The sequence below is a fragment of the Mesorhizobium sp. BHbdii genome, from assembly GCF_053848045.1.
Genome location: NZ_JBSPKX010000013.1, coordinates 21,162 through 44,648 on the forward strand (window position 1 = coordinate 21,162; position 23,487 = coordinate 44,648).

The window sequence follows — 23,487 nt, forward strand, 5'->3', positions numbered from 1 at the left end:
CGCGGCTACAGGGCGCCACCCAGGGCGCCCGCTGCGGCCGGCCCGGTGGAAGTGATCACGTTTTCAGTGCGGGGTGCCGCCCACCCGCAAACCTTTGCCGACCGGGACGCCTTTTCGGCGAGGAGCCGGGCATATCGGCCGTGGATAGCGTCCCGCTCGAGATAGCGGGGTTGGAAGCCGAAGAGGTCCGCGACCTCCCGGCGAACCGAAGCCAGAAGATCGGCTTCGGCGTTGGACAGCATCCGGGTTGGCCAACCTCGGACATAGAGCATGGCCGGCGTGATCCGGCTTTCCGCCGCAATCCTGCGCGCGGCCCTGGCCTTTGCGTGCATCAACCTGTCCCGCTGTTGGCGATCGAGGAGCTGGGGCGCGATATCGCCCAGCCATCTTCCGTCCTGAAACGCGAAGGTGCTGCGGATTTCGAGCGACACCATGCGCCTGTAGAGATCGTGGCTCTCGGGCTGTCCGGTCGCCGCGACAAGGTCGGGAAGGCTGGACATGATGCAGAAGCGGCAGGAGACGCGACTCATCCCGAAACCGCGATATTCGGGATGCGATCGCAATCCATGTCGGGCGATGCAGGCAAACACGTAATCTTCGCTCCAATCGAGGATCGGCGGCCAGTTCCACAGATGCCCGCCGCGATCGAGATCGGCGATGGCGGATTTGGCGCGCCTGCGGCTCTCACGTCGGATGCCGGTGACGTTGATCACGCTCTCCCCCGGAAAGCGCGCCTTCAACGTCGCCGTGATCAAGTGCGTCTTCATCTCGGACGTGCAAAAGCGGAGCGATGGCGTGCTCCAGCAGGGGACGAGCGTGACGGTGGCGAGATCCTGATAGCGCGCCATGCTCGATTGCCAGCGGCTTTCCCAACGCTCCATCAGACCGCCCTTGTCGCGGCGCAGGACGACGAGTTCGATGCCGAGGTGATCGGCAAGTTGTTGACAGACGGGATGCGAGTCCAGCCACTCGACCGAACCGAGGTGACTGTGAACCAGAAGGCGCGGGCCGGTATGACCGACCCGGTCGAGATGCTCGCAGACCGAGAGCGCCGAGGCCTGGCTGTCCTTCCCGCCGGAGACGCCGATCGCGACGGGAGACCCCGTCGCGATCAAGGCTTCCATAGCCGGAGTGATCGCAAGACGCATCACGCCGCCTCGCGCTCTTGCGCCTGCGGCTGAAGGCTGTGGAGATAGTTCACCGCGCGTTGCGCATGAGCGGCCGCGGTGAAAATCGCCTTGCGGTCATTCTTGAGCACGGTGAGCCAACCGGCAAGGTAACTTGCGTGGTCGGCCCTAGGCTCGAGCTCCGGCACGATGCCGAGATCGGCAGCCAAAAAACACCCGCCCAAATCGGCGACGAGTTCCTCGTGGGCGCGGAACGAGCGATCCTTGTAATAGCGGGAGAGATTGCGGTCGAGCCGCTTTTCCGAACCAACCCAATGGGTCAGTTCGTGTCCGAGCGTGGCATAGTAGCTGGCCGCGTCACGAAAACTCTCGAACGGCGGCATTTGTACGATGTCGAGAGCCGGATTGAAATATGCCTTGTCGCCGCCGTGCCGGATGACCGCTCCGGTATTGGCGAAGAAGGCATCCGCGTTTTCGATCCGTTCGACCGGATCGGACACAGGTGCTGGATTGCCGTAATACTGTTGGGGAAGGCCCTCGATCTGGTCGGCGCAAAAGACCGTGTAGGCCTTGAGGAACGGGATGCCGCGTTCGACCTCGTCGCCTTGTGCGTCGACCTCTGTCCGGGTGAAGCGGCTGGCATAGACGACGGTTGCGCCGCTCTCGCCCTTGCGGACATGACCGCCCAGCTCGATGCTTTGTTTGAAGGTCATCCAGGTCGGAGAAGCGAAGCCTCTCGCAACCGCCTCCGACCAGAGAAGCAGCGTATTGATGCCCTGGTATGGCAACCCGTTATGGCGCAGCGGGCGCGTGATGCGGCCGGTGGCGTTTGCCGCACTCCAGGGCCTGACCCAGGGACGCACGCCCTTTTCCAGATCCGCGACGATCCGGCATTTTCGAGGCCGCGCCGATCGCGGCCCCGTCACGAGGTCCGCGCGGCGGAGCGGGAAGGCTGGCGGCGCACCTGAAAGGCCGCAGCGTCAGCGCAGGACGGCGCAGCCGTTGCGCCGGCCGACTGGCTCCGCCAGGACCACGGACAGGACGGGGCAACGCGCGGGCGGCGGAAAACCGAAAGGCGGCGCCGGGCGGCGCCGCGTTTCGGTGCGAAGCTGATCCGCTCAGTGAACCGACCGGCCGCCCGAATAGGGATCGTAGATGTAGAGCGCCTCGACTTCGTCGCCTTCGAGTTCGTCCTCGGGCAGCACGCCGTAGTTTTCCGCGCCGATCTGGAAGAGGATCACGGTGGTCATGAGGGTGCGGGCGAGGCTCCAGGCATGCCCTTGTGCGAGAGAAAGATCGGACATCTGAGGGCTCCATCCTGGGAGCGGGCCAATTCCCGCTCGATGGCTCCGTCAGTGTCCGGCTCCGGGCGCGATCACCGCGCAGGCGAAGACAAGCGGCCGCACGCCTCGCGTAGCGGACCCTTGATGGGTTGATCGTGGTAGATCCGGAGCCGGACCAGGAATGCCATCACAAGAGAGCGGAACTGGACCACCGCGGATCAGAGCCCGGTGGCACATGATATCCGCCGCACAGGCTGGAGCAGCTTGACAGCTTTCCGTCCCGCAGCGAGGTCTATCTTGGGATGACGCGGTGGAAGGCGAAGTTCGCCCGGCGCCGGTGACGAGCGTCAGGTCCGCTTCACGGCCTTGATGGCGGAGGCGCGGGCCGATTGCTTGATGGTCGTGGCGATCTTGCGGAGGAACGCCGCGCTGACCGAACCGATGGGCTCCGTTGAAACAAAGTCGTAGTCCTTGTCCATCTCGACGCGATTGAATTCGTCGAGAATGATCCAGCACGGGGCGAAAAGGCCGATGCGTCGGCACTCGATTTCCGGGACGCTCAGCGCGAGCTGATCGGCAAGAGGTTGCCTGGAGGTGAAAGGAAAGAGAAACACGACATCGGGATTGCCCGGCGTCTTGATGACGATGCAGACAGGGCGCGGTTTCCGGCCGGATTCCTCGCCCTTTTCCGCTTCGCGATGCCACAGATATTGGAACTCGGCGACGTCGCCCTGCTCAAGCATCGTCTTTGGCAGGTTCGAGAATGGCATCCAGTCCCGACATCAGTTCCTCATGGACGTCTTCGGGCGCATCGTGCAGAGAGTACGACTTCGTCGGACTTGGCTCGCCGCGCATGCGGTGATAGTCGCGGGCGGAGAGAACAAAAAGCTTCTCCTTGCCGTGCTTGGTGAGCACGACCGGTTCGATCATCGCCGCCTCGAGGATTTCACCCGAAGAGCGGTTCATGTCGGAGAAGGTGTATTGCTTCATCGCACGGCTCCCACGTTTTACGTAAAGTAGGTAATCTAGGTTGTTTTGTCAATCCGGTACGCCGAAACGACGAAGAAAAAGGCGGAGCCGAAGCTCCGCCCGGGCGGCTTAACCGAGGGCAGCCATTTGGAGTTCGGCCGCCTTGCGGTCGACGGTCTGACCGGGGTTCTCGACCGGGCGCTCGAACGGCTTCCATTTCTCGCCGACAATCTGTTCGTAGGCAGCAGCAGCGCCCTCGGCGGCCACGCGCAGTGCGTGAGACTGAATGCCCATGTCGGCGGCGAACTCGCGTTTCCGCTGCGCGGCGCTGTCGAAACCGACCGGGCCGTCGAGGTCTTCGTCGCGCGCATCGTTGGCGGACTTGGCCGTGGCGTCGCGGGCTTCGATCACCGCGCGGCTGTAGAACTGACCCGCGCCATGCGCCGAACGATGAAGGCGCCGACGATGCGCTGGAGGTGGATCTGCATGGCCCGTTCGCCCAAGCCCTCGTTGAGGGCCTCGGCGGTCTCGATGATCAGCTTCTCGTGCAGATCGCGAATGCCGTCACTGTCGAGGACGGGCAGGCCGAAGCTTTGAGAGATGAGGTTGGCCTGGCCGGCATCCGGGCAACAGAGCCGGACCATTTCGATTGTGGTGCCTTTGCGGAGCGCCACCACGCGTGTGGACGGACGGGATGAGCGGGCGGTCTTGGGCATGGGTAGTTCCTTGTCCTTGAGTTTCCCGAAAGCCTGGACCGGTCCCTTGACCGGCCCTCCCTTCGGGCGCGGTCCAGACCAAACCGGCGGACGGACGGGCGCTTCAAGGTCCGGAAGGGCCGGCGCGAGCAGGGCAGGTTTGCGGACAAGCAGGGCTTTCAGCCCTCGCGCGGGACGCGGGCCCGCCTTGCCGAGCGTGGCTCTTTCCGGCCGCCCCGCGGCGCGGAACGCGGCCTTGAAGCGAACGGCCGCCGGTTCAGGACCGCACACCGAACGAAGGGAGGCCGGTCGAGGGCCTGACCATCGACACGGGGAACCCAAGGGCAAATCGCCATGAGCAATCGCCCTGCCACCTGTCCGCCTGTTCACATGCCGATCCTGCACCGTCCGAGGACGGGCCCTGCGCCCGAACGACCGGCTGGCGCTCCAGGGGCAAAGCGCCTGCCTCGCGGCAGACCGGCTCACCAATGTGCCGCACGACGCTGATCGAGACCATTACCATACCGCTCGCGGAAACGGGCGATCGCCAGATCCTGCCGCGCGAGTTTTCGGACAAGCGCGTCGATTTCCGGTTGGCGCTCGGCGGTCACCGCCGCAAGCTGTGCGCGATATCGCGCGAGAAACGCGGCCGGTTCGGGCGGTTTGCCACGATGAAAACCGGAATGCCGGCGCCCGATGGCCGGGATCAGCGCCGTCATGCGGCGCGTGATCTGCCGGTCGATGATGTCGAGCTGGCGCTGGACCTGACGCCGGGCTTCCTCCATCCGCAGGAGCTCGGCGCGGTGTTCGGGCGACAACGTCATGATGCCCGCCTCCCCTGCCAGCCGACGAAACTCGACGCGCCCGCATAGACGGGGTGTCGATCGGGATCGATGACGAAGGCGAACCGGCCGATCTCGTATTCCTCGGCGGGAACCAGGAAGCGACGCTCCTCCGTGCCGACGCCGCGCCTGCCGCCAGGCGTGGCAACACACTCGACGAACCCCTTTTCGTGCTGCGAGGCGATCGCGGAGACCACGATCCAGTCGGCCGCGTGCTTCCTGAAAAAGGCGCGCTCGTCCTTCTTCCTCGATTCGCCTGGCTGAAGCACCGTCCCGGTGATCGTCTCCCAGGCATCAGGATAGCCATCCTTGACGGTCGCTTCGGCACAGCGGCGCTCGAAGCCGGTAAAGAGATGCGGGAAGGTGAACGCAACGATCGCCCAGGCTTCGTCTTCCTCATAAAAACCATCCGCCGCCCGGAGGATGGAGTGGACCCTGCCGTTCCTCTCCGGCGAGAGATGGAAGCCACCATGGCCGGCGGTCGAGTGGAAGGTTACGCCACCGGCATAAATTGTGGCGCCCTGCGACGGTCCCCACGGCGTGTGCGTCGGAGTTCGGTCTTCGCGGCGATCGAGCGCCAGCAGCTCACGCTGATGCTCGGCCTGTTCGAGCACCTTGACCCTGAAGGCCGCCTCGTCGGGCAATTCGCCGGAATGGCCGTAGAAATCCGAGTGGATCCACTCCGACAGCGGCCGGCGAATCCGCCAGCCACTGACGAGATAGTGCCGTCCGTTGCGGGCCGTCACCATGGCGTAGGCAAGTTCGCCCACGCGCGCGGCGTGGAGCCCGTCCGCGGTGCGCCCGAACTCCACGTCAGGAAGCCCGGAGGTGGCGACACATTTGTCTGTTGCTGGAATGTCGGACATTACGCCGCCCTCCCCTCAACGACATCGGCCGCGATCTCGTCGGCCGTGACCTCTTCAATAATCGCGCGCGGATAGCCATGGCGGGTGAGCCATTCCTCGGCCGCCTGGCGGTTGGCGGCAAGGTGAACCAGTTCGGCGTCCTCGCCGGGGCGCTCGAACACGCGGACGGAACCGACAGCAGGACGTTCGAGAATCGTGAAACTCAATCGTGACTCCAGCGAGAATGTCCGGTGAACCCGGATGGCGACCACGCCCTGAGAGCCATAGTCGGCCTCATGCAGGGTGAAGTTGGCGGCGTGCGAAACACTGGCGATCTCCCTTTCACCCTGTTTGCGGATCAGCCGGCCTTTGCCGTTGTTGGTCCGCCAGGTCGAGAGCTGTCTGCGGTGCCGCTCGGGCGGACGCGGTCTGCCGTCCGACCATGCAATGACTGAGCCGAAGGTGCCTGTAAAACGAGATGCGCGGACATGCTTGTCCTCCGTGTTCGAGCTGGTGGAAACGAAACCGCCGCCGGAACGACCGGCGGCGGTGATGGGCGTTCAAAGCAATAGGAGGGGAGCTGCTATTCGGCGGCTTCCCGAAACCCTTCGGGACCATCCTCGTCTTCAGCGATGGGATCGAGGATGTCGGTCGCCTCGGAAACGGGTTCGTCCTGATCGGGCGGCGGGTTGTCTTCGCCGTCGCCATCATTGACGCTGTGGTCAGTGCGCCACTGTGCGAGAGCCGTCCTGCCCGGCGCGAACAGGGCCGAGGGATGCACGAAATGCCCCTCCTTGAAGTGTTCGACCAGAGCCTCGCGCGTGTCCTTGACCCGCTGCCGCGGCAGCACCGACGTTCCTTCGCAGGAGGCCTCGAGCGCAGGACGCGACAAGCAGGACAGGAAGTCTTCCGTGCCCATATTGGCCAGGAATCGATCGGCGCCGATCACATCGCCGGCGACAAGCGCCAGAATGCCGGATTTGCTGATGTTCTCCCGGCAAGAGAGAACTTCGATCAGCACATTGCGCATGGCCACGCGCAGCGTGTCCCTGTCGAAGGCGAGCTTGCCCTCTTGATCGAACAGCATCACCGCATGCCGGCCGAAGCGATTGCCGAAGCGGTAATCACCGCCGGCGCCGGAATCGACACGAACGTTCTGGCCGGCGAAGGCGAGCACCATCAGCGCCATCAGCGTATCGTCCTCGATCGGCGCTTGGCCCAGCGCCTCGTGCAGGGCATCGGTGCGCAGGTCGCCGATCATGTCGATGCCCTTCCGGGTCACGTCCGGGCGGGGCTTCGACACCGCGACCGGCTCATCGGCGGCCTCGCCCGCGGCGGCGCCCTTCCCCTTCTTCTTGTCCTCGGGCATCCGGAACGCGACCGACTGCACCTTGCCGTCACGGTCGAGATACATGGCAGTGATCGGACCTCGACGGCTTGCCATAGACGCGCTCTGCCTTCTTCGGCAGCTCCGGCTGGCCCCAATTGTTGGCCTCGGTGATGACGCCCTTCTTGGGAAGATTGTTCGTCATCCATTCCTGCTGCGCGCCGAGGAAGGCTTCCACATCGGTGGTGTAGCGGCTGTCCTCGTCGGCTGGCGCGAACAGGTCCTCGACCCAGGCGATGCCATAGGCCTGCGCCAGTTCATCCCCGAAGCTGGCGTCACGCGCATACATGCGGGTCTTGGCAAGACCGTTGGCAACGCTCCACCAGGAAACCTGCGGATCACCCTTCGACGGCTTGTGCGCCTTCCAGACTTGCCTTTGCTCCTCGACAGAGGCCGCCGCGATGGTGCGCAGCTGACGCTCGTCGGGCATGTCGCCCTTGGCCATCTGGTCGAGCATGGCCGGCAGCACATTGGCGAGCAGGCGCAGCTTCCTGATCTGTCGCACCGGCAGGGCCAGGGCGACGGCGATCGCCTCCTCCGTCCAGCCGAGCGCAACCAGGCGTTCGATCGCCCGCCATTGATCGACGGGATTGAGCTGCTCATGCGCCAGCGTCTCCGCCAGCGAGCGCATCGCGCCCCCGTCTTCGGCACGCTCGATCACCAGCACGGCGATTTCTTCCAGACCGGCCGCGATCGCCTGCTTCACGCGACGATGACCGGCATCGATGACATAGCCATTGCCGCCGTCCGGTTCCGGCGCGACGACGGGCGGCTGCACGATGCCGACGGCCTTGATCGTGGCCAGCAGCAGCGCGTCCGCCTGCGCGCTCGCCTTCGAGCGCCGTGCCTTGTCGGGATTGTCCTTCAGCGCGCGCGGATCGACAATTTTCAGTTCCATGGAAGTGCTCCTTCACGGGGTTGCCGGACGCCGCCAAACGCTTGCGTCCTTCCTCGTCTTCTTGCCTGGAAGACATCCCCCGGCCCGAGGAGCGGACGGGCGCGGTTGAGCGCCAGCGTCAGCGGACCGCCCGATCTGCGAGCGGGCATTTTTCGCTCTTATCCTTTTCCTCCCCTTCCTCCTCTCTGCGACCTACAAGCGAACCATCCGACGCCGGCGCCGCCAGGAATTGTATCGTGGCTTCCGCAATGCCGGATATCGGCGCGCCTCCTGCATCGCCAGCACCCGATCCATCCTGAATCTCTCGGCGAGCGCATGGACGATCTTCCGGGAAGCGATGATCTGGGGCCGATGGTGCGCGGCGTGGACGAGATTCTGCCGCTGCACGGCGACGACGACCGCATGGCCGTCGGCACGTCCCGGCAGCAATCCCCACAGAAAGCGGCGCTCGACCGAGGTCTCGTTCGAGCGGCTCCGTGCCTGCAAAGTCGAAGAACACCGGAGCACGGCATTCGAGCCAGGCGCTTGGGAAGCACTCCGCCGGGAATGGTGTCGTATATACGCCCTGCAATGGCGAACGACGCAGTGAAGGACGGCCGTCAGAAAAGCGCGGCAAATCCCGCTTCAACCGGGTCCCGTCCACGATCCAGATCATGTTGCCGTGGAAGCGTTCGCGTGCGTCACGTTCTTCAGGATGCGAATACTGGAACTCGAGGGCGAGGCCGTGATCGGTCCCTACATCCGCAATATGCCGCTCGCCCCTGGCATCGCGCTGGATGACTCCTGCCAGATGGGTGGGAAAAGATTTTTCCAGTTTCGATGCCAGGGGGTTTCCGGTTCCGACCAGGGATCGCAGGGCCGTACGCCACGATGCGCCCAATAGTGAATGCGCTGGTTGCCGCATTTCGGTGTCATGGGCTGCCCGCAGCCAGGGCAAGCGCCAGTCAGACCGGGTTCGGCTTCGCGCCGTTCATTGTTCACCAATGCGTACCGCATGGATCCTCCATATGGGTTGAGGCGACCGCCTGTCGGGCAGCAGCCGGATTGTTGTTCTTGATGGAAATCTCTGTGCAGCGCGGCCAGCCTATGCTGGTGCTGTTTCTTCCGGCGTGACGGGATTTCCGCTCGCCGGTTATCGGGATGGCTTGATTCTATGCCTGGCGCCATCCTTTGCTCAGACACCTTCAACCTACCGAAACCTTGCTGCCGGTCAATGCGCTGGCGGCATGACCTCGCAGGACCGGCAGCCAGCGTCGAGCCTGCTATGCGGCAGTGCGCAAATCCTGACCATTGTCCGAAGCGGCAAGATCAGCCTCGACCCCCGCAAGTTGCCGGCGCTTCTCAGCGAGTTCGCCGGCGAAAGCGAACCCGCCCCCCTGACGCGAGCGATAGGAGGACAGCCTGCGCTTCGCATCGGCAAGGCACTGACGACAGCGTTCCCGCTCTTCCTCGAACCCGTCGAGCGCATGCTCGAGCCGAGCGACGGCCCCCAGCGGCGTAACGGTGATTGGAAGCTCGATCTCGGAACCGGCGCCGGTGCATCAGCAAGATGGTGTAGCGATAGCCGTCCTTTCCGAAGCGCTCGCCGGAATATTCCAGATTGAACCCTCCGACGGTGGCAATGACGAACTCGCCTTCTTGGCTGAGCTGCACGAGGGTGAGAATTTCCTTAAAGAGCGCGCGGCCGGCGGGCTTGCGCTCATGGAAGGTCTGGGTACCGACCTGCATGCGGAAGGCATCGCCGGTGGTGGGAACCAGCCTCTCGATATCCTGGGCGATCTCGCCGATGCGGCGTGTCGAGGATTGGATATCGCGTTCGGCATCGCGGATCTGCCGGCGGATGGCGAACTGGTCGTCCTGATGCGCGGACCGCAGAGCGTGACGCCCAGCGTGGAAGGAAGTCCGTGCAGCACCATGCCGACGCTGTCGCCGACAAGGACGATGTCGCAATGCCGGTCCACCAGCCTCGCGATCGGCGTGGTATAGGCCGTCAGGCAGACGAGCGGAGCGCCGCCCTTGCGTGAACGAACCTCGGGTGGCGTGATCGTCTTGATGTCAACACCCGTGCTAACCAGAGGCCTCCTTCCCCAGCGTTACCGACAATGGGTGTCGCGTTTGGCACATGTTTGTGCAGGTGCGAAGAGCTAAATTCGCCGTCGTGCGCGTGTCGACGCGGGCATTGATATGTTACAGAACAGAGTTAAATCGGTTCAGCTGCTTCCGCGCCGAAGCTCTGCCAAACGCCTTCGGAGACCATGGACGATCGCGCCAGAAGGACCACCAAAGCCAGGGGCCGGGCCAAGGCCAATGACCTCAAGGCGGACCTGATCGCCGTCGTCGTCGCGGTCAACGAGGGCGCACCATCGGTTCTGACGATCGGAAAGGCGGACGGCCTGCCGTCCGGCCCGTTCGAACTTGCCCATCGCTCGCTGCAGCAGGGGCTCAGGGCCTGGGTCGAACAGCAGACCGGCCAGCCGCTCGGCTATATCGAGCAGCTCTACACCTTCGCCGACCGCGACCGGGCCGGCGCGGACCAACGCGTCATTTCGATCAGCTATCTCGCGCTGACACGCGACGAGGAGGCGGCGCTCGATACGGGAGCCTCGGCGAAGCGCCGCTGGCGGAGCTGGTACGATTACTTCCCGTGGGAAGATCATCGCGCCAGCTCGCCGGCACTCGTGCTGGACGAGTTGCGGCCGCGCCTGATCGAATGGGCCGAGCGCGCGGACGATCCCGCAACGCGCCTCGAGCGCCGTCACCGGGCGGCGATCGCCTTCGGTTTCGACGACCGGTCGTGGCACGAGGAGCTCGCCCTGCAGCGCTACGAGCTGCTCTACGAGGCAGCCCTCGTCGAGGAGGCAAATCGTGGGCGGCAATCCGCCGTACCCTCCCCAGTGCCGGGCAAGACGATGATCGCCGATCACCGCCGCATCCTGGCGACGGCGATCGCTCGGCTAAGGACCAAGATCAAGTACCGGCCGGTCGTCTTCGAGCTGATGCCCCCTTCCTTCACCCTGTTGCAGCTGCAGAAGACCGTCGAGGCGCTCGCCGGCCGATTCATCCACAAGCCGAATTTTCGGCGGCTGATCGAGCAGAACGAGCTGGTCGAGGAGACCGGCGAGACCACCGGCGAGACCGGCGGACGGCCGGCAAAACTCTACCGCTTCCGCCGCGCCGTTCTCGACGAGCGGCCGGTAGCCGGCTCAAGATTGCCGCTCGCGCGGGCTTGACATCCCCTTATACTCAAGGCAGGAATATGCGCCTTATATTCAGCTAGAGTATAATTGGAGGCGTCGATGACTGCCGTGCCGGCCCCGGCCGCGTCCCTTTACGACCGCGTGCGGCGCGTGATCCCGCCGATCGAATGGCCGACCTTCGCCGGTGACATCGATGCGATCCTGGCGCTGAAGCGCGAGCGCAACGCCGTCATCCTGGCGCACAATTACCAGACGCCGGAGATCTTCCACTGCGTCGCCGACATTGTCGGGGATAGCCTTGCGCTGGCCAGGAAGGCGATGGAGGTGGACGCCGACCTCATCGTCGTCGCCGGGGTGCATTTCATGGCCGAGACAGCCAAGCTCCTCAATCCCGACAAAACCGTGCTCATCCCCGACATGGCCGCCGGCTGCTCGCTGGCCGAATCCATCACCCCGGCGGATGTGCGGCTGATGCGCCAGCGCTACCCCGGCGTGCCGGTCGTCACCTATGTCAACACGTCGGCCGCGGTGAAGGCCGAATCCGACATCTGCTGCACCTCGGGCAATGCCAGGGCGATCGTGGAATCGCTCGGAGTCCCGCGCGTCATCATGCTGCCCGACGAATATCTGGCGAAGAACATTGCCGCTGAGACGGACGTCGAGATCATCGCCTGGCGAGGCCATTGCGAGGTTCATGAGCGTTTCACGCCAGCCGACATCATTGAGCTTCGCGAAGGCAACCCCGGCGTCATCGTGCTCGCTCATCCCGAATGCCCGCCCGACGTGGTCGCGCAGGCAGACTTCGCCGGCTCGACGGCGGCGATGTCGGACTATGTGGGGAGGGTAGGGCCGGCGCGCGTGGCGCTGATCACCGAATGCTCGATGAGCGACAATGTCGCCGTCGCCCATCCGGAAGTCGACTTCGTGCGCCCCTGCAATCTCTGCCCGCACATGAAGCGGATCACACTTCGCAACATCCGCGCGGCGCTCGAACAGGACCGCCACCGGATCACTATCGATCCGCAAATCGCCGCCCGCGCGCGCCGGGCAGTGGAGCGCATGCTTCTCCAATGAACGTCGATGTGCTTGATATCGGCGGCGCGCCGGTCATCATCGGCGCCGGCGTCGCCGGGATGATGACGGCGCTTCATCTGGCGCCGGAACCGGTCATGCTCCTCACCAAAGGGCCGCTCGGCGCCGACGCCTGCAGCGACCTGGCGCAGGGCGGCCTGGCGGCGAGCCTCGGCGACGACGACAGTCCGGAACTCCATCTTGCCGACACGCTTGCCGCGGGCGACGGGCTTTGCGACGCGGCGGTCACGCGGCGGATGGTCGAGGCCGCGCCGAACGCGATCAAATCGCTGGAGCGCCATGGCGTCGACTTCGACCGCGGCCCGGACGGCGCCCTGCGGCTTGGGCTCGAGGCGGCGCATGCGCGCCGGCGGATCGTGCATGCCGCCGGCGACGGCACGGGCCGTGAACTGGTCCGCGCGCTCGCGGCTGCCGTGCGCCGAACACCCTCGATCACGGTCCTCGAACAGATGGAGGCGCGCCGCCTGGTCGTGGAGGATGGAACGATCGCCGGCGTGGTGGCCGGCGGTGAGGCCGGCGCGGTCGCCCTGCCGACATGCCGCGCAGTGCTTGCGACCGGCGGCGTCGGCGGGCTTTTTCTCGACACCACCAATCCGCCAGGCGCCTGTGGCCACGGGCTGGCGCTCGCGGCCTCGGCCGGCGCGGAACTCGCCGATCTGGAATTCGTGCAGTTCCACCCAACCGCGCTCGACATTGCACGCCGACCGATGCCGCTGATCTCCGAGGCCGTGCGTGGCGAGGGCGCCATCCTGGTCGACGAGCGCGGCGAGCGTTTTCTGGCCAACACGCCGGGCGGCGAACTCGCGGCGCGCGACGTGGTCGCGCGAGCTATCTGGCATCACCGCGCTGCCGGACATCGCGTCTTCCTCGACGCCAGGCATAGCCTCGGCCCGCGCTTCGAAAAACGCTTTCCGGGCATCGCGCATCTTTGCCGCGAGGCCGGCATCGATCCGGCGACCGAGCCGATCCCCGTGCGCCCGGCGGCGCATTATCACATGGGCGGCGTGGCGGTCGACGACGCCGGCCGCACTTCGCTTGAAGGCCTGTGGGCCTGCGGCGAAGTCGCATCGACCGGGCTCCACGGCGCCAACCGGCTTGCCAGCAACTCCCTCATGGAGGCGGTCGTCTCGGCATCCTGTGTTGCCGAGAGCGTGGCCGGCGCATCCCGGACCTATCGACGTCGCATATCTTCCTCCTTTGTACCCTCGCGGCCGGACCCTTCCGGCATCCGTCCGACCGTCTCAGCCGCACTCGGCATCATCCGCGATGGCGAGACGCTGCGCGAAGCCGCGGGAAAATTGCTGCAAATCGCTGCCAACAACGCGGCGGCGTCCGATCCAGCCATGGTCGCTCTAGTGATCGCCATTGCCGCGCTTGGCCGCGAGGAGAGCCGCGGCTCGCACTTTCGAAATGATTTCCCCGGACGCGATCCAGATGCGCGCCGCTCTCGGCTCACTCTCAAGTCGGCAATACAGGCTGCGGTCGCCCTTAGCTGGCGGGTCCCGACACGGAGCACATCAATTGAAGTCAATCTCACCCCTGCCCCCACCCTGATAGAACCGATCGTGCGGACTGCCCTCCTGGAAGATCTGGGCAGAGCCGGCGACCTGACGAGCGATGCGGTGATTCCCCGTGAATGCACTGCCAGTTTGGTGCTCAAGGCCCGGCAGCCGGGTGTCGTCGCCGGGCTCGATCTCGCAGCCTTCGCCTTCCTGCTCGTCGATCCGGCGATCGACATGCACGTGCGACGGCCGGACGGGAGCGACATCTTCGTGGGCGAGACGATCGCCAAGGTGACCGGCCCGGCGCGCGGCCTGCTTGCGGCCGAGCGAACCGCTCTCAATTTCTTGTGCCGGCTGAGCGGCATTGCGACAGCCACGGCGGCAATCGTGGATGCGGTGCGCGGCCACAAGGCGCGGATCGTGTGCACCCGCAAGACGACGCCCGGTCTGCGCGCGCTCGAAAAATACGCCGTGCGCGCCGGCGGCGGCGCCAATCACCGCTTCGGGCTCGATGACGCGGTGCTGATCAAGGACAACCACATCGCCATTGCCGGCGATATCCGCACGGCCATCGAACGGGCGCGGGCCCGCGTCGGCCATATGGTCAAGATCGAGGTCGAGGTCGACACGCTAGATCAGCTCGAGATCGCGCTCGTCTCGAAGGTCGACGCGGTTCTCTTGGACAACATGTCGCTCGAGGATCTGGCGCGGGCAGTGGCGATGGTCGGCGGTCGCGCGATCACCGAAGCGTCGGGCCGGGTGACGCCGCAGACAGCGCCGGCAATCGCAGCAACCGGCGTCGATGTGATCTCGGTCGGATGGCTCACCCACAGCGCGCCGATCCTCGACATCGGTCTCGATGCGCCGGTCGACACAAACATCTGCACGCATCTGAACTGATGGACGGACACGCAACCGTGGCCTGGAGGGAATGAATGCGAAAAATCGTCGCCGACAAGCTGCACGGCATCCATGTGACAGGCGCCGATCTCGACTATCACGGCTCGATCACGCTCGATCCCGACCATTGCGAGCAGGCCGGCTTCCTGCCGATGGAATTTGTCGAGATCTGGAACAGGAATTCCGGGGCGCGAATTTCGACCTATGTGATCCTCGGCGACCGCGGCTCGCGCTGCTGCATCCTGAATGGCGCGGCCGCCCGCACCTGCCAGCCCGGCGATCCGTTGATCATCTGCAATTCGGCTTATGTGGAAGAAGCCCAACTCACCGCGCTCAAACCGCGGGTGCTGACCTTCGACCGTGACAACCGGATCACTGGGCGGCTGACCTATTCGGTCGAGCGCGATGGGACGGGCTACCGTTTTGCCATCCTCGACGAGGCCGGCGCCGCCCTCCCCGTCCCCGCGCTGGTCGGCCAATCATGACGATCCCCCTCCAGCCACGTCGCACCTGCGCACCACCGCATTTTAGAAGGAACTTGACCATGACGAAAGGATCGAATGACAGGCCGGACAAGGATCCGGCCGTCTCTCCATCTGACGAAGACCCTTTTGAGCCATCGCATGCGGGCGGCGCCCAAGGCGTGCGGAACGACGCTCCGGTTGCTCGCGGCGGCCGCTTCGCCGCGATCGCGGCGCGGCTTCAGGAAAAGCGCGAAACTGGCAGAGGCTCGAAGCAGTGAGCCAAAGGCTGCCATGCGACCGGGGCGAAGCGCTCACCTTCATCAGCGAACAGGTGAGGGAGCTACACCAGATGGCGTCTGCTCACCGGCTTGACCTCCTCGCCTACTTCCTGGACATGGCCTACCTCCAAGGCGGCGACACGATCCGGACCGAGTGTCCCTACGCCGAACGCGGGACCGCGGAGCAAGCTTCGGGCAGGGGGTTGGCGTGCGGTGAGTCCATTGCGGACCCGGCGGGTCCGATCGACGGGCGCGTTTTCCAGGTTCCGGCTCCGGCCGGCAGACACAAAACAGGTTCGGGCGCCTCGTCCCCGCAAACATCCCCAGAGGCTGATCCGCCTTCAAGGGTAATCACCATGACGACCGACACAACCGTGGAACTCACGTCGAACCCGGCGGCGGCACTGTCCCCTGGCGGCCCGTCCCGCTGGCACCGGGATGCCGCCCAGGCCATCCACGACATGCCGTTCAACGACATGCTCTTCCTGGCGCACACGATCCATCGCCAGAACTTCGACCGCAACCGGGTGCAACTGTCGCGGCTCCTGTCGATCAAGACCGGCGGCTGTCCAGAGGATTGCGGCTATTGCAGCCAGTCCGCGCACCATGCGTCGGGGCTCAAGGCCTCAAAACTGATGGAGGTCGAGCGCGTCATCGCCGAGGCGAGGAAGGCGCGTGACGCCGGCGCCACGCGCTATTGCATGGGCGCGGCCTGGCGCAGCCCCAAGGAGCGCGACATGGAGGAGGTCATCGCCATGGTCGAGGGGGTAAGAGCGCTCGGCATGGAAACCTGCATGACGCTCGGCATGCTCGAACCCCAACAAGCCGCGCGGCTGAAGGCGGCGGGCCTCGACTACTACAACCACAACATCGACACCTCCGAGCGCCACTACGGCGAAATCATCACCACCCGCAGCTTCGCCGACCGGCTGGAAACCCTCGAAAATGTCCGCGAGGCCGGGATAAAGGTCTGCTGCGGCGGCATTGTCGGCATGGGCGAGGACAAGGCCGACCGGATCGACATACTGGTGACCCTCGCCAACCTGCCCGAGCCGCCGGAAAGCGTGCCGATCAACATGCTGATCCCGATCCCGGGCACGCCGCTCGAACATGCCGAGCCGGTCGATCCGATCGACTTCGTGCGCATGATCGCACTCGCCCGGGTGATCATGCCGCAGTCCGACGTGCGCCTCTCGGCCGGCCGCACCGCGATGAGCGACGAACTCCAGGCGCTGTGCTTCTTCGCCGGCGCCAATTCGATCTTCGTCGGCGATACGCTGCTCACGGCCGACAATCCCGGCGAGGACAAGGACGGCGCTCTCTTCAGGCGCCTTGGCATCAAGCCCACGGAACGCGAAGCCCAATGACCGGTTATGGCACGATCGGCGAGCGGCCGCTCGACCGCTATGCGGCGAGCCTTGCCGGGCTCACCCGCAGGCATCGGTTGCGCCATCTGACCGGGCCCGAGGGGATCGATTTTGCCTCGAACGACTATCTTGGGCTCGCCCGCTCGAAACGGCTGGCGGATGCGGTGGCGATGGCGATCGCCGCCGGCACGCACGTCGGGGCGACCGGTTCGCGGCTGCTGCGCGGCAACACGCCTGAGCACGAGGCGCTCGAGGCGAAGGCCGCCCACTTCTTCGGCGCCGAGCGGGCGCTGTATTTCGGGAGCGGTTATGTCGCCAATACCGCGGTGCTGACCACCCTGCCGCAAAAGGGCGACCTGATCGTGCTCGACGAACTCGTCCATGCCAGCGCGCATGAGGGCGCCCGGGCCGGCCGCGCCGAGGTAAGGTTGGTCGCGCACAACGATGCCGACGCGGTAAACGACGCCATCCATGCCTGGCGCGCGACCGGCGGCACTGGCCGCCCCTGGATCGTGGTCGAAAGCCTTTATTCCATGGATGGCGACAAGGCGCCGCTGACCGACCTGATCGCGGTGGCCGATCGCCATGACGCGTTTCTCTTCGTCGACGAGGCCCACGCGACAGGCGTGTATGGCCCGAACGGGCGCGGCCTCGGCCATGATTTCGAGGGCCGCGACAATGTCGTTTCGCTCCACACCTGCGGCAAGGCGCTGGGTGGCTCCGGCGCTTTGGTGACCGGACCGACGGTGCTCCGCGACTATCTCGTCAACCGCTGCCGCCCCTTTATCTATGCCACCGCCCCCTCGCCGTTGATGGCGGTCGCGGCAGCGGAAGCGCTCGATATCCTTCGCGACGAACCCGAGCGCAGAAAACGGCTGGCCGAACATGTCGCCTTTGCCGGCGAAGCGATCGAGCTGCGCTGCGGTGTTGCGCCGAGCGGCTCGCAGATCCTGCCCTTTCCTGTCGGCGACAATCATCGCGTCATGGCGTTTGCCGCGGCCCTGCAGGGTCGCGGCTTCGACGTGCGTGGTATCCGGCCGCCGACCGTGCCGGAGGGCACCGCGCGGCTCAGAATCTCGCTGACGCTCAATATCGAAACGGCCGACATCGCCAATCTGGTCGAGGCGCTGGCCGAACTGCAGCGCATCACACGATGAGTAGAACCTTCGTCATCACCGGCACCGACACCGGCATCGGCAAGACCGTGCTTGCCGCCGGTCTCGCCGGCCTTTTGGGCGGCAGCTACTGGAAACCAATCCAGGCGGGGCTCGACGGCGAGACCGACAGTCAGACGGTCGCGCGCCTCGCCGAATTGCCCGACGAGCGGATCCTTCCAGAGGCCTGGCGCCTGCTGAAGCCGCTGTCGCCGCATCGCGCCGCCGAGCTCGAGGCAACCGAAATCGACCCCGACCGTCTCGCCCTGCCGGAAGTCGCGGGACCCCTGATTGTCGAGGGCGCCGGCGGTCTGATGGTGCCGCTCACCCGCAGGACCCTGTTCATCGATGTCTTTACCCACTGGCGCGCTCCCGTCGTGCTGTGCGCGCGCACGGCGCTCGGCACCATCAACCACACGCTCCTGTCGATCGAGGCGCTGCGCCGGCGCGACATCCGTGTGCTCGGCGTCGCCTTCATCGGCGAAGCGATGCCCGACACCGAATGCACGATTGCTTCGATGGGCGAGGTACGCGTGCTCGGCCGGCTGCCCCCGCTCGATCCGCTGACGCCTGAAACGCTGCGGCGGGCGATGAGCACCCATTTCGACAAGGCCGCGTTCGATGAGGTCTGCGCATGAGCCGCTCCGCCGTCTGGCACCCGTTTACCCAGCACGCCATCGAACCGCCGCCGACGACGATCGCGCGCACCGAGGGCGCCTGGCTCGAGACGCGCGAGGGCAAGCGCATCCTCGATGCGATCTCGTCCTGGTGGGTGATCACCCATGGCCACCGCCACCCGAAAATCATGGCGGCGATCCGCGACGCCACCGAGACGCTCGACCAGCTGATCTTCGCCGGTCTCACCCATGAGCCGGCCGAGCAACTGGCCTCGGCCCTGGTCGGGATGGCGCCGGCCGGCCTCGACCGGGTGTTTTATTCAGACAGCGGTTCGACCAGCGTCGAGGTCGCGCTGAAAATGGCTCTCGGGTATTTCCGCAACATCGGCACGCTACGCTCGCGCATCGTCGTGATGGAGCACGGCTATCACGGCGACACGATCGGGGCGATGAGTGTCGGGGCGCGCGGCGTCTTCAACGCCGCCTATGAGCCGCTGCTGTTCGAGGTCGACACCATCCCCTTTCCGGCCGTGGGCCGGGAGCAGAAAACCCTCGATGCATTTGAAGCCGTGACACGCGATCGCAGCGCCGCCGCTTTGATTGTCGAACCACTGGTGCTGGGCGCCGGCGGCATGCTGATCTATCCGGCACGAGTGCTGGCCGAACTGAAGGGGATCGCCGAGCGTTCCGGAACGCTGTTCATCGCCGACGAGGTGATGACCGGCTGGGGCCGCACCGGCACGCTGTTTGCCTGCGAGCAGGCTGCAATCGCGCCGGACATATTGTGCACCTCCAAGGGGCTGACGGGCGGCGCGGTGCCGCTCGCGGCGACGCTTGCCACCGATGCGATTTTTGAGGCGCACTATTTGAGGGACCGGACAAAAACCTTCTTCCATTCGAGTTCCTACACGGCCAATCCGATCGCCTGCGCGGCCGCACTCGCCAATGTCGGCATCTGGCAGGAAGAACCGGTGCTGGAGCGGCTCGCCGCCCTGGCGCGGATGCAGGACGAGAACTTGGCGCGATTCCGCGACGATCCGCGATTCGAGAATGTGCGCGCCATAGGCACCATCGCCGCGCTGGCCCTGTGCGTCGAGGGTGCCGGCTATCTCGCCGAAATCGGCCCAACGCTGCGTGCCTTGTTCCTCGAGCGTGGATTGCTGGTGAGGCCGCTCGGCAATGTCATCTATGTCATGCCGCCTTATTGCGTGACGTCGGACGAGCTCGACCGCCTCTACGACGCGATCGACGAAGCGGCCGACCTGGCGGGCAACGGCCAATGAACCGTACGGCGCGCCTAGTCGGGTTTGGCCATCATGTCCCGGGCCGAAAGGTCGAGAATGCCGAGATCGAGCAAAGCCTCGGACTGGATGCCGGCTGGATCGAGCAGCGCACCGGCATCCGCTCGCGCTTCTGGGCGGAGCCCGGCGACACGCTTTCGGGCCTCGCGGCCAAAGCGGGTGCGATGGCGCTGGACGATGCCGGCATCGATCGCAAGGACTTTGGCCTGCTCCTTCTTGCGACTTCGACGCCGGACCATCTGCTGCCGCCGAGCGCGCCGCTGGTGGCGCACCGGCTCGGCTGCGAAAACTCGGGCGCGGTCGATCTCGCCGGCGCTTGCGGCGGCTTCATCTATGCGCTGACCTTCGCCGAGGGGTATGTGCGCCTGCACAACCGACCGGCCGTCGTGATTGCCGCCAACATATTGAGCCGTAGGATCAACCCGGCCGAGCGTGCAAGCGCGGTGCTGTTCGCCGATGCCGCAGGCGCGGTGGTGCTCGTACCGTCCAGCGATCGGGCCCACGGCATTCTCGGGGCGTCCCTGAGCGCCGACGGCGGAGGCTATGGCCTGATCCGGATCCCGGCCGGCGGCAGCAGCCGTCCCTTCTCGGAAGAGATCGACATCGGTGACACACGAATGACCATCGCCGACGGACGCCAAGTGTTCGTCAAGGCGGTCGACATGATGAGGCGCTGTTCTGAAGAGGCGCTGGCGGCGGCCGGCCTCTCTGCCGACGACGTCACCCGCTTCGTGCCGCACCAGGCCAATGCCCGTATTTTTGACCCCGTCGGAAAGGCACTCGGCATCGCCGACGAGCGCATCGTCAAGACGATCGCAGAGTATGGCAATTCGTCGGCCGCGACGATCCCGCTGTCGCTGTCGGTCGCCCATCGTGCCAGATCAATTGAACCTGGCGAGAACCTTCTGCTGGTGGCTGCCGGGGCCGGGCTCACCGGCGGAGCGCTGGTGGTCGGTTTCTAACTCGGCAATCGGCATGTGGTCGCTCGGGTGCCCGGCAGGAGGACTGTGCTCGCTGCCGGGCATGTAGGCCTTGGGAGCGGTACGTTGCGCGATCAAAATAACAGGTCCTGACCGATGCCAACTTGCTAATCCTTTCGCTCGTTGGCCGCATTGCTGCGATATCCTTGCAAAAGCGCCCGATGTGGATCGAGGCTCAGATGTCGGGTTGCGTTCGCAGGTCATCACTCCGGGCCCTCGATTCACGCATCAAGCCGCTTCGGCGAGACTGCTTTTGACGGCGGCCGGCGCGAGGCCTATTGGCGAGGCACTTGGTGGTGGCGTTGGGCCTGCAGGGTCGGGCTGTCTCGGGGCGGCGCTGGTCGAGGCGCTTTTTCTTGCTTTTCAATGTTATCAACAGCTGCGCTTGTTTCTGGACCAATCTGTTGCGGGGACCCGTATTCCCGCCAATTCTCGTTGCAATGGCCCGCCTGGTCTGAAGTTGCCTTCGCGTGCTTCTGGCTCAACGGCAGTTGACAGGACGGCCGCGCTTCCTTCAGTTTGAGTGCCTCACCAGGGGAGTCCCGGCAAGGGGCTGAGATACTGCTATCGTGCGCAGTGACCCGTTGAACCTGATCCAGTTCATACTGGCGTAGGGACGGTGCGAGGTTTCGCGGGTCGGCCACCCGGCTTCGGCATTCGGGCAATGACCCGACAGCAAGCGAAGCTTCACTTCCTCCTCACCGCGTGGACTGGGTCTCCGTTGCACTGAGCAGGGAGGCTCACCATGGATACCCGGAACGACCCCAAACCTCAGGTCACCACTGGTCCCCTGCCCGCCTCGTGCAAGGTGTACAGGCCCGGTACCATTCATCCTGAAATCCGCGTGCCGATGCGCGAGATCGCCGTGCACCCGAGCGCCGGCGAGCCTCCGGTCACGGTCTACGATTCCTCCGGTCGCTACACCGACCCAGACGCGTCGATCAACATCGAAAAGGGGCTGCCGCGTCTGCGCGAGGGATGGATCGAGGCACGCGGCGACGTGGTGCGCTACGACGGACGCAGCGTCAAGGCGGAAGACAACGGCTTTGCCACCGGCGACCGGCTCACGCCGCAGTTTCCCGAGCTCAACGGGCCGCTGAAGGCCAGGGGCGGCAAGGCGGTCACCCAGCTTGCCTATGCGCGTGCGGGCATCATCACGCCGGAGATGGAATTCGTTGCCATCCGCGAGAATCTCGGCCGGGAGGAACTGAAAACGAAGCTCGCCCGCGATGGCGAGAGTTTCGGCGCCGTGATCCCCGATTACGTGACGCCTGAGTTCGTGCGCGACGAGATCGCGCGCGGCCGCGCCATCCTCCCGGCCAACATCAACCACCCGAAATCGAAGCCGATGATAATCGGCCGCAATTTCCTGACGAAGATCAACGCCAATATCGGCAACTCGGCGGTGACTTCTTCGATGGCCGAAGAGGTGGAGAAGATGGTGTGGGCCACCCGCTGGGGCGCCGATACGGTGATGGATCTTTCCACCGGCCGCAACATCCACAACATTCGCGAATGGATCATCCGCAATTCGCCGGTGCCGATCGGCACCGTGTCGCTCTACCAGGCGCTGGAGAAGGTGGGCGGCATCGCCGAGGAGCTCTCGTGGGAGGTCTTCCGCGACACACTTGTCGAGCAGGCCGAGCAGGGCGTCGACTATTTCACCATCCACGCCGGCGTGCGGCTAGCCTACATCCCTCTGACCGTGGACCGTGTGACCGGCATTGTCAGCCGGGGTGGTTCGATCATGGCCAAGTGGTGCCTGGCACACCACCGGGAAAGCTTCCTCTACGAACATTTCGAGGAAATCTGCGACATCTGTCGCGCCTATGACGTGTCGTTCTCGCTGGGCGATGGGCTGCGCCCCGGATCGATCGCAGACGCCAACGATGCCGCCCAGTTCGCAGAGCTTGAGACGCTTGGCGAACTGACCAGGATCGCCTGGGCGAAGGACTGCCAGGTGATGATCGAAGGTCCCGGCCATGTTCCCATGCACAAGATCAAGGAGAACATGGACAAGCAGCTTGCGGTCTGCGGCGAGGCGCCGTTCTATACGCTCGGACCACTGACGACCGACATCGCGCCTGGCTACGATCACATCACCTCGGCCATCGGGGCGGCGATGATCGGCTGGTTCGGCACGGCGATGCTCTGCTACGTGACGCCCAAGGAGCATCTGGGCCTGCCCGACCGCGACGACGTCAAGACGGGCGTGATCACCTACAAGATCGCGGCCCACGCGGCGGACCTCGCCAAGGGCCACCCCGCGGCGAAGGTGCGCGACGATGCGCTTTCGCGCGCGCGTTTCGAATTCCGCTGGGAGGACCAGTTCAATCTCTCCCTCGATCCCGAGACGGCGCGGTCGATGCACGACGAGACCCTGCCCAAGGAGGCGCACAAGGTTGCGCATTTCTGCTCCATGTGCGGCCCGAAATTCTGCTCGATGCGCATCTCTCACGACATACGGGCAGAGGCGCAGAAGGAGGGCATGGCCGCGATGGCGGAGAAGTTCCGCGACCGCGGCGACCTCTACGTGCCGGTCGTGGATAGCGAACTCCATCGCTTGGACGGCGTCCAGGAAGGCTGACG

Annotated in this window: 19 protein-coding genes, 6 pseudogenes and 1 riboswitch; of the genes and pseudogenes, 12 read left to right on the forward strand and 13 right to left on the reverse strand. The window is 65.3% G+C overall.

Annotated features, from left to right (window positions below; all coding sequences use genetic code 11):
• Positions 1-5: 5 nt before the first annotated feature.
• From ACWTU8_RS30135 to ACWTU8_RS30195, 13 genes and pseudogenes are all read right to left on the reverse strand, one after another.
• Positions 6-1,148 (reverse strand): phosphoadenosine phosphosulfate reductase domain-containing protein, encoded by a 1,143-nt coding sequence (locus tag ACWTU8_RS30135; protein ID WP_455851003.1) that lies wholly within the window; start codon positions 1,146-1,148, stop codon positions 6-8.
• Positions 1,148-2,053, reverse strand: coding sequence for an ArdC family protein (locus ACWTU8_RS30140; RefSeq protein WP_455851004.1), 906 nt, complete (start codon positions 2,051-2,053; stop codon positions 1,148-1,150). Before ACWTU8_RS30140 ends, ACWTU8_RS30135 begins: the two co-directional genes overlap by 1 nt.
• Before the next feature lie 192 nt (positions 2,054-2,245).
• The gene (locus tag ACWTU8_RS30145) at positions 2,246-2,431 is read right to left on the reverse strand and encodes a hypothetical protein (RefSeq protein WP_455851005.1); all 186 of its coding nucleotides are present in this window, start codon (positions 2,429-2,431) and stop codon (positions 2,246-2,248) included.
• Between the two features lie 326 nt (positions 2,432-2,757).
• Positions 2,758-3,153, reverse strand: a complete 396-nt coding sequence (locus ACWTU8_RS30150; RefSeq protein WP_455851006.1) for a hypothetical protein — start codon at positions 3,151-3,153, stop codon at positions 2,758-2,760.
• Positions 3,146-3,400, reverse strand: coding sequence for a type II toxin-antitoxin system prevent-host-death family antitoxin (locus ACWTU8_RS30155; RefSeq protein ID WP_455851007.1), 255 nt, complete (start codon positions 3,398-3,400; stop codon positions 3,146-3,148). Before ACWTU8_RS30155 ends, ACWTU8_RS30150 begins: the two co-directional genes overlap by 8 nt.
• Positions 3,401-3,508: 108 nt before the next feature.
• Positions 3,509-4,095: pseudogene (locus ACWTU8_RS30160) on the reverse strand (hypothetical protein).
• Between the two features lie 461 nt (positions 4,096-4,556).
• On the reverse strand, positions 4,557-4,898 hold the full coding sequence (locus tag ACWTU8_RS30165) for a hypothetical protein (RefSeq protein ID WP_455851008.1): 342 nt from the start codon (positions 4,896-4,898) through the stop codon (positions 4,557-4,559).
• A complete protein-coding gene (locus ACWTU8_RS30170; protein WP_455851009.1) occupies positions 4,895-5,782 on the reverse strand; it encodes a DUF7007 domain-containing protein in 888 nt (295 codons plus the stop codon). Before ACWTU8_RS30170 ends, ACWTU8_RS30165 begins: the two co-directional genes overlap by 4 nt.
• Positions 5,782-6,251, reverse strand: a pseudogene (locus ACWTU8_RS30175) (hypothetical protein). The gene ACWTU8_RS30170 and the pseudogene ACWTU8_RS30175 overlap by 1 nt, the downstream one beginning before the upstream one ends.
• Positions 6,252-6,344: 93 nt before the next feature.
• Positions 6,345-8,046 (reverse strand): annotated as a pseudogene (locus tag ACWTU8_RS30180) (ParB N-terminal domain-containing protein).
• Between the two features lie 192 nt (positions 8,047-8,238).
• Positions 8,239-8,532 carry a hypothetical protein gene (locus ACWTU8_RS30185; protein WP_455851010.1) on the reverse strand — a complete coding sequence of 98 codons (294 nt, stop codon included), beginning with the start codon at positions 8,530-8,532 and terminating at the stop codon, positions 8,239-8,241.
• A 776-nt stretch (positions 8,533-9,308) separates the two neighbouring features.
• A pseudogene (locus tag ACWTU8_RS30190) lies at positions 9,309-9,921 on the reverse strand (lactate dehydrogenase); the annotation flags it as partial.
• Positions 9,921-10,121, reverse strand: a pseudogene (locus tag ACWTU8_RS30195) (3-methyl-2-oxobutanoate hydroxymethyltransferase); the annotation flags it as partial. The pseudogenes ACWTU8_RS30190 and ACWTU8_RS30195, both read right to left, overlap by 1 nt.
• Positions 10,122-10,301: 180 nt before the next feature.
• Here ACWTU8_RS30195 and ACWTU8_RS30200 point away from each other — a divergent pair.
• The 12 genes and pseudogenes from ACWTU8_RS30200 to thiC all read left to right on the forward strand — a co-directional run bounded on the left by ACWTU8_RS30200 (position 10,302) and on the right by thiC (position 23,485).
• A complete protein-coding gene (locus tag ACWTU8_RS30200) occupies positions 10,302-11,276 on the forward strand; it encodes an NUDIX hydrolase (RefSeq protein ID WP_455851011.1) in 975 nt (324 codons plus the stop codon).
• 66 nt (positions 11,277-11,342) lie between these two features.
• Positions 11,343-12,317, forward strand: coding sequence for a quinolinate synthase NadA (nadA, locus tag ACWTU8_RS30205; protein ID WP_455851012.1), 975 nt, complete (start codon positions 11,343-11,345; stop codon positions 12,315-12,317).
• Positions 12,314-13,849 (forward strand): annotated as a pseudogene (locus tag ACWTU8_RS30210) (L-aspartate oxidase); the annotation flags it as partial. The gene nadA and the pseudogene ACWTU8_RS30210, both read left to right, overlap by 4 nt.
• A gap of 51 nt (positions 13,850-13,900) precedes the next feature.
• A complete protein-coding gene (gene nadC, locus ACWTU8_RS30215; protein ID WP_455851024.1) occupies positions 13,901-14,737 on the forward strand; it encodes a carboxylating nicotinate-nucleotide diphosphorylase in 837 nt (278 codons plus the stop codon).
• 35 nt (positions 14,738-14,772) lie between these two features.
• Complete coding sequence (gene panD, locus ACWTU8_RS30220) at positions 14,773-15,222, forward strand: aspartate 1-decarboxylase (RefSeq protein ID WP_455851013.1); 450 nt, start codon at positions 14,773-14,775, stop codon at positions 15,220-15,222.
• A 59-nt stretch (positions 15,223-15,281) separates the two neighbouring features.
• The gene (locus tag ACWTU8_RS30225) at positions 15,282-15,479 is read left to right on the forward strand and encodes a hypothetical protein (protein WP_455851014.1); all 198 of its coding nucleotides are present in this window, start codon (positions 15,282-15,284) and stop codon (positions 15,477-15,479) included.
• Between the two features lie 461 nt (positions 15,480-15,940).
• Complete coding sequence (gene bioB, locus ACWTU8_RS30230) at positions 15,941-16,846, forward strand: biotin synthase BioB (RefSeq protein ID WP_455851025.1); 906 nt, start codon at positions 15,941-15,943, stop codon at positions 16,844-16,846.
• Positions 16,843-18,003, forward strand: coding sequence for an 8-amino-7-oxononanoate synthase (locus ACWTU8_RS30235; RefSeq protein ID WP_455851015.1), 1,161 nt, complete (start codon positions 16,843-16,845; stop codon positions 18,001-18,003). Before bioB ends, ACWTU8_RS30235 begins: the two co-directional genes overlap by 4 nt.
• Complete coding sequence (gene bioD, locus ACWTU8_RS30240; RefSeq protein WP_455851016.1) at positions 18,000-18,638, forward strand: dethiobiotin synthase; 639 nt, start codon at positions 18,000-18,002, stop codon at positions 18,636-18,638. Before ACWTU8_RS30235 ends, bioD begins: the two co-directional genes overlap by 4 nt.
• On the forward strand, positions 18,635-19,900 hold the full coding sequence (locus tag ACWTU8_RS30245) for an adenosylmethionine--8-amino-7-oxononanoate transaminase (protein ID WP_455851017.1): 1,266 nt from the start codon (positions 18,635-18,637) through the stop codon (positions 19,898-19,900). The genes bioD and ACWTU8_RS30245 overlap by 4 nt, the downstream gene beginning before the upstream one ends.
• Positions 19,897-20,880 (forward strand): beta-ketoacyl-ACP synthase III, encoded by a 984-nt coding sequence (locus ACWTU8_RS30250; protein WP_455851018.1) that lies wholly within the window; start codon positions 19,897-19,899, stop codon positions 20,878-20,880. The genes ACWTU8_RS30245 and ACWTU8_RS30250 overlap by 4 nt, the downstream gene beginning before the upstream one ends.
• Before the next feature lie 541 nt (positions 20,881-21,421).
• Positions 21,422-21,533, forward strand: a riboswitch (TPP riboswitch).
• A 110-nt stretch (positions 21,534-21,643) separates the two neighbouring features.
• Positions 21,644-23,485: a phosphomethylpyrimidine synthase ThiC gene (thiC, locus tag ACWTU8_RS30255; protein ID WP_455851019.1), complete on the forward strand. Its 1,842-nt coding sequence runs from the start codon at positions 21,644-21,646 to the stop codon at positions 23,483-23,485.
• The last annotated feature ends 2 nt before the right edge of the window (positions 23,486-23,487 follow it).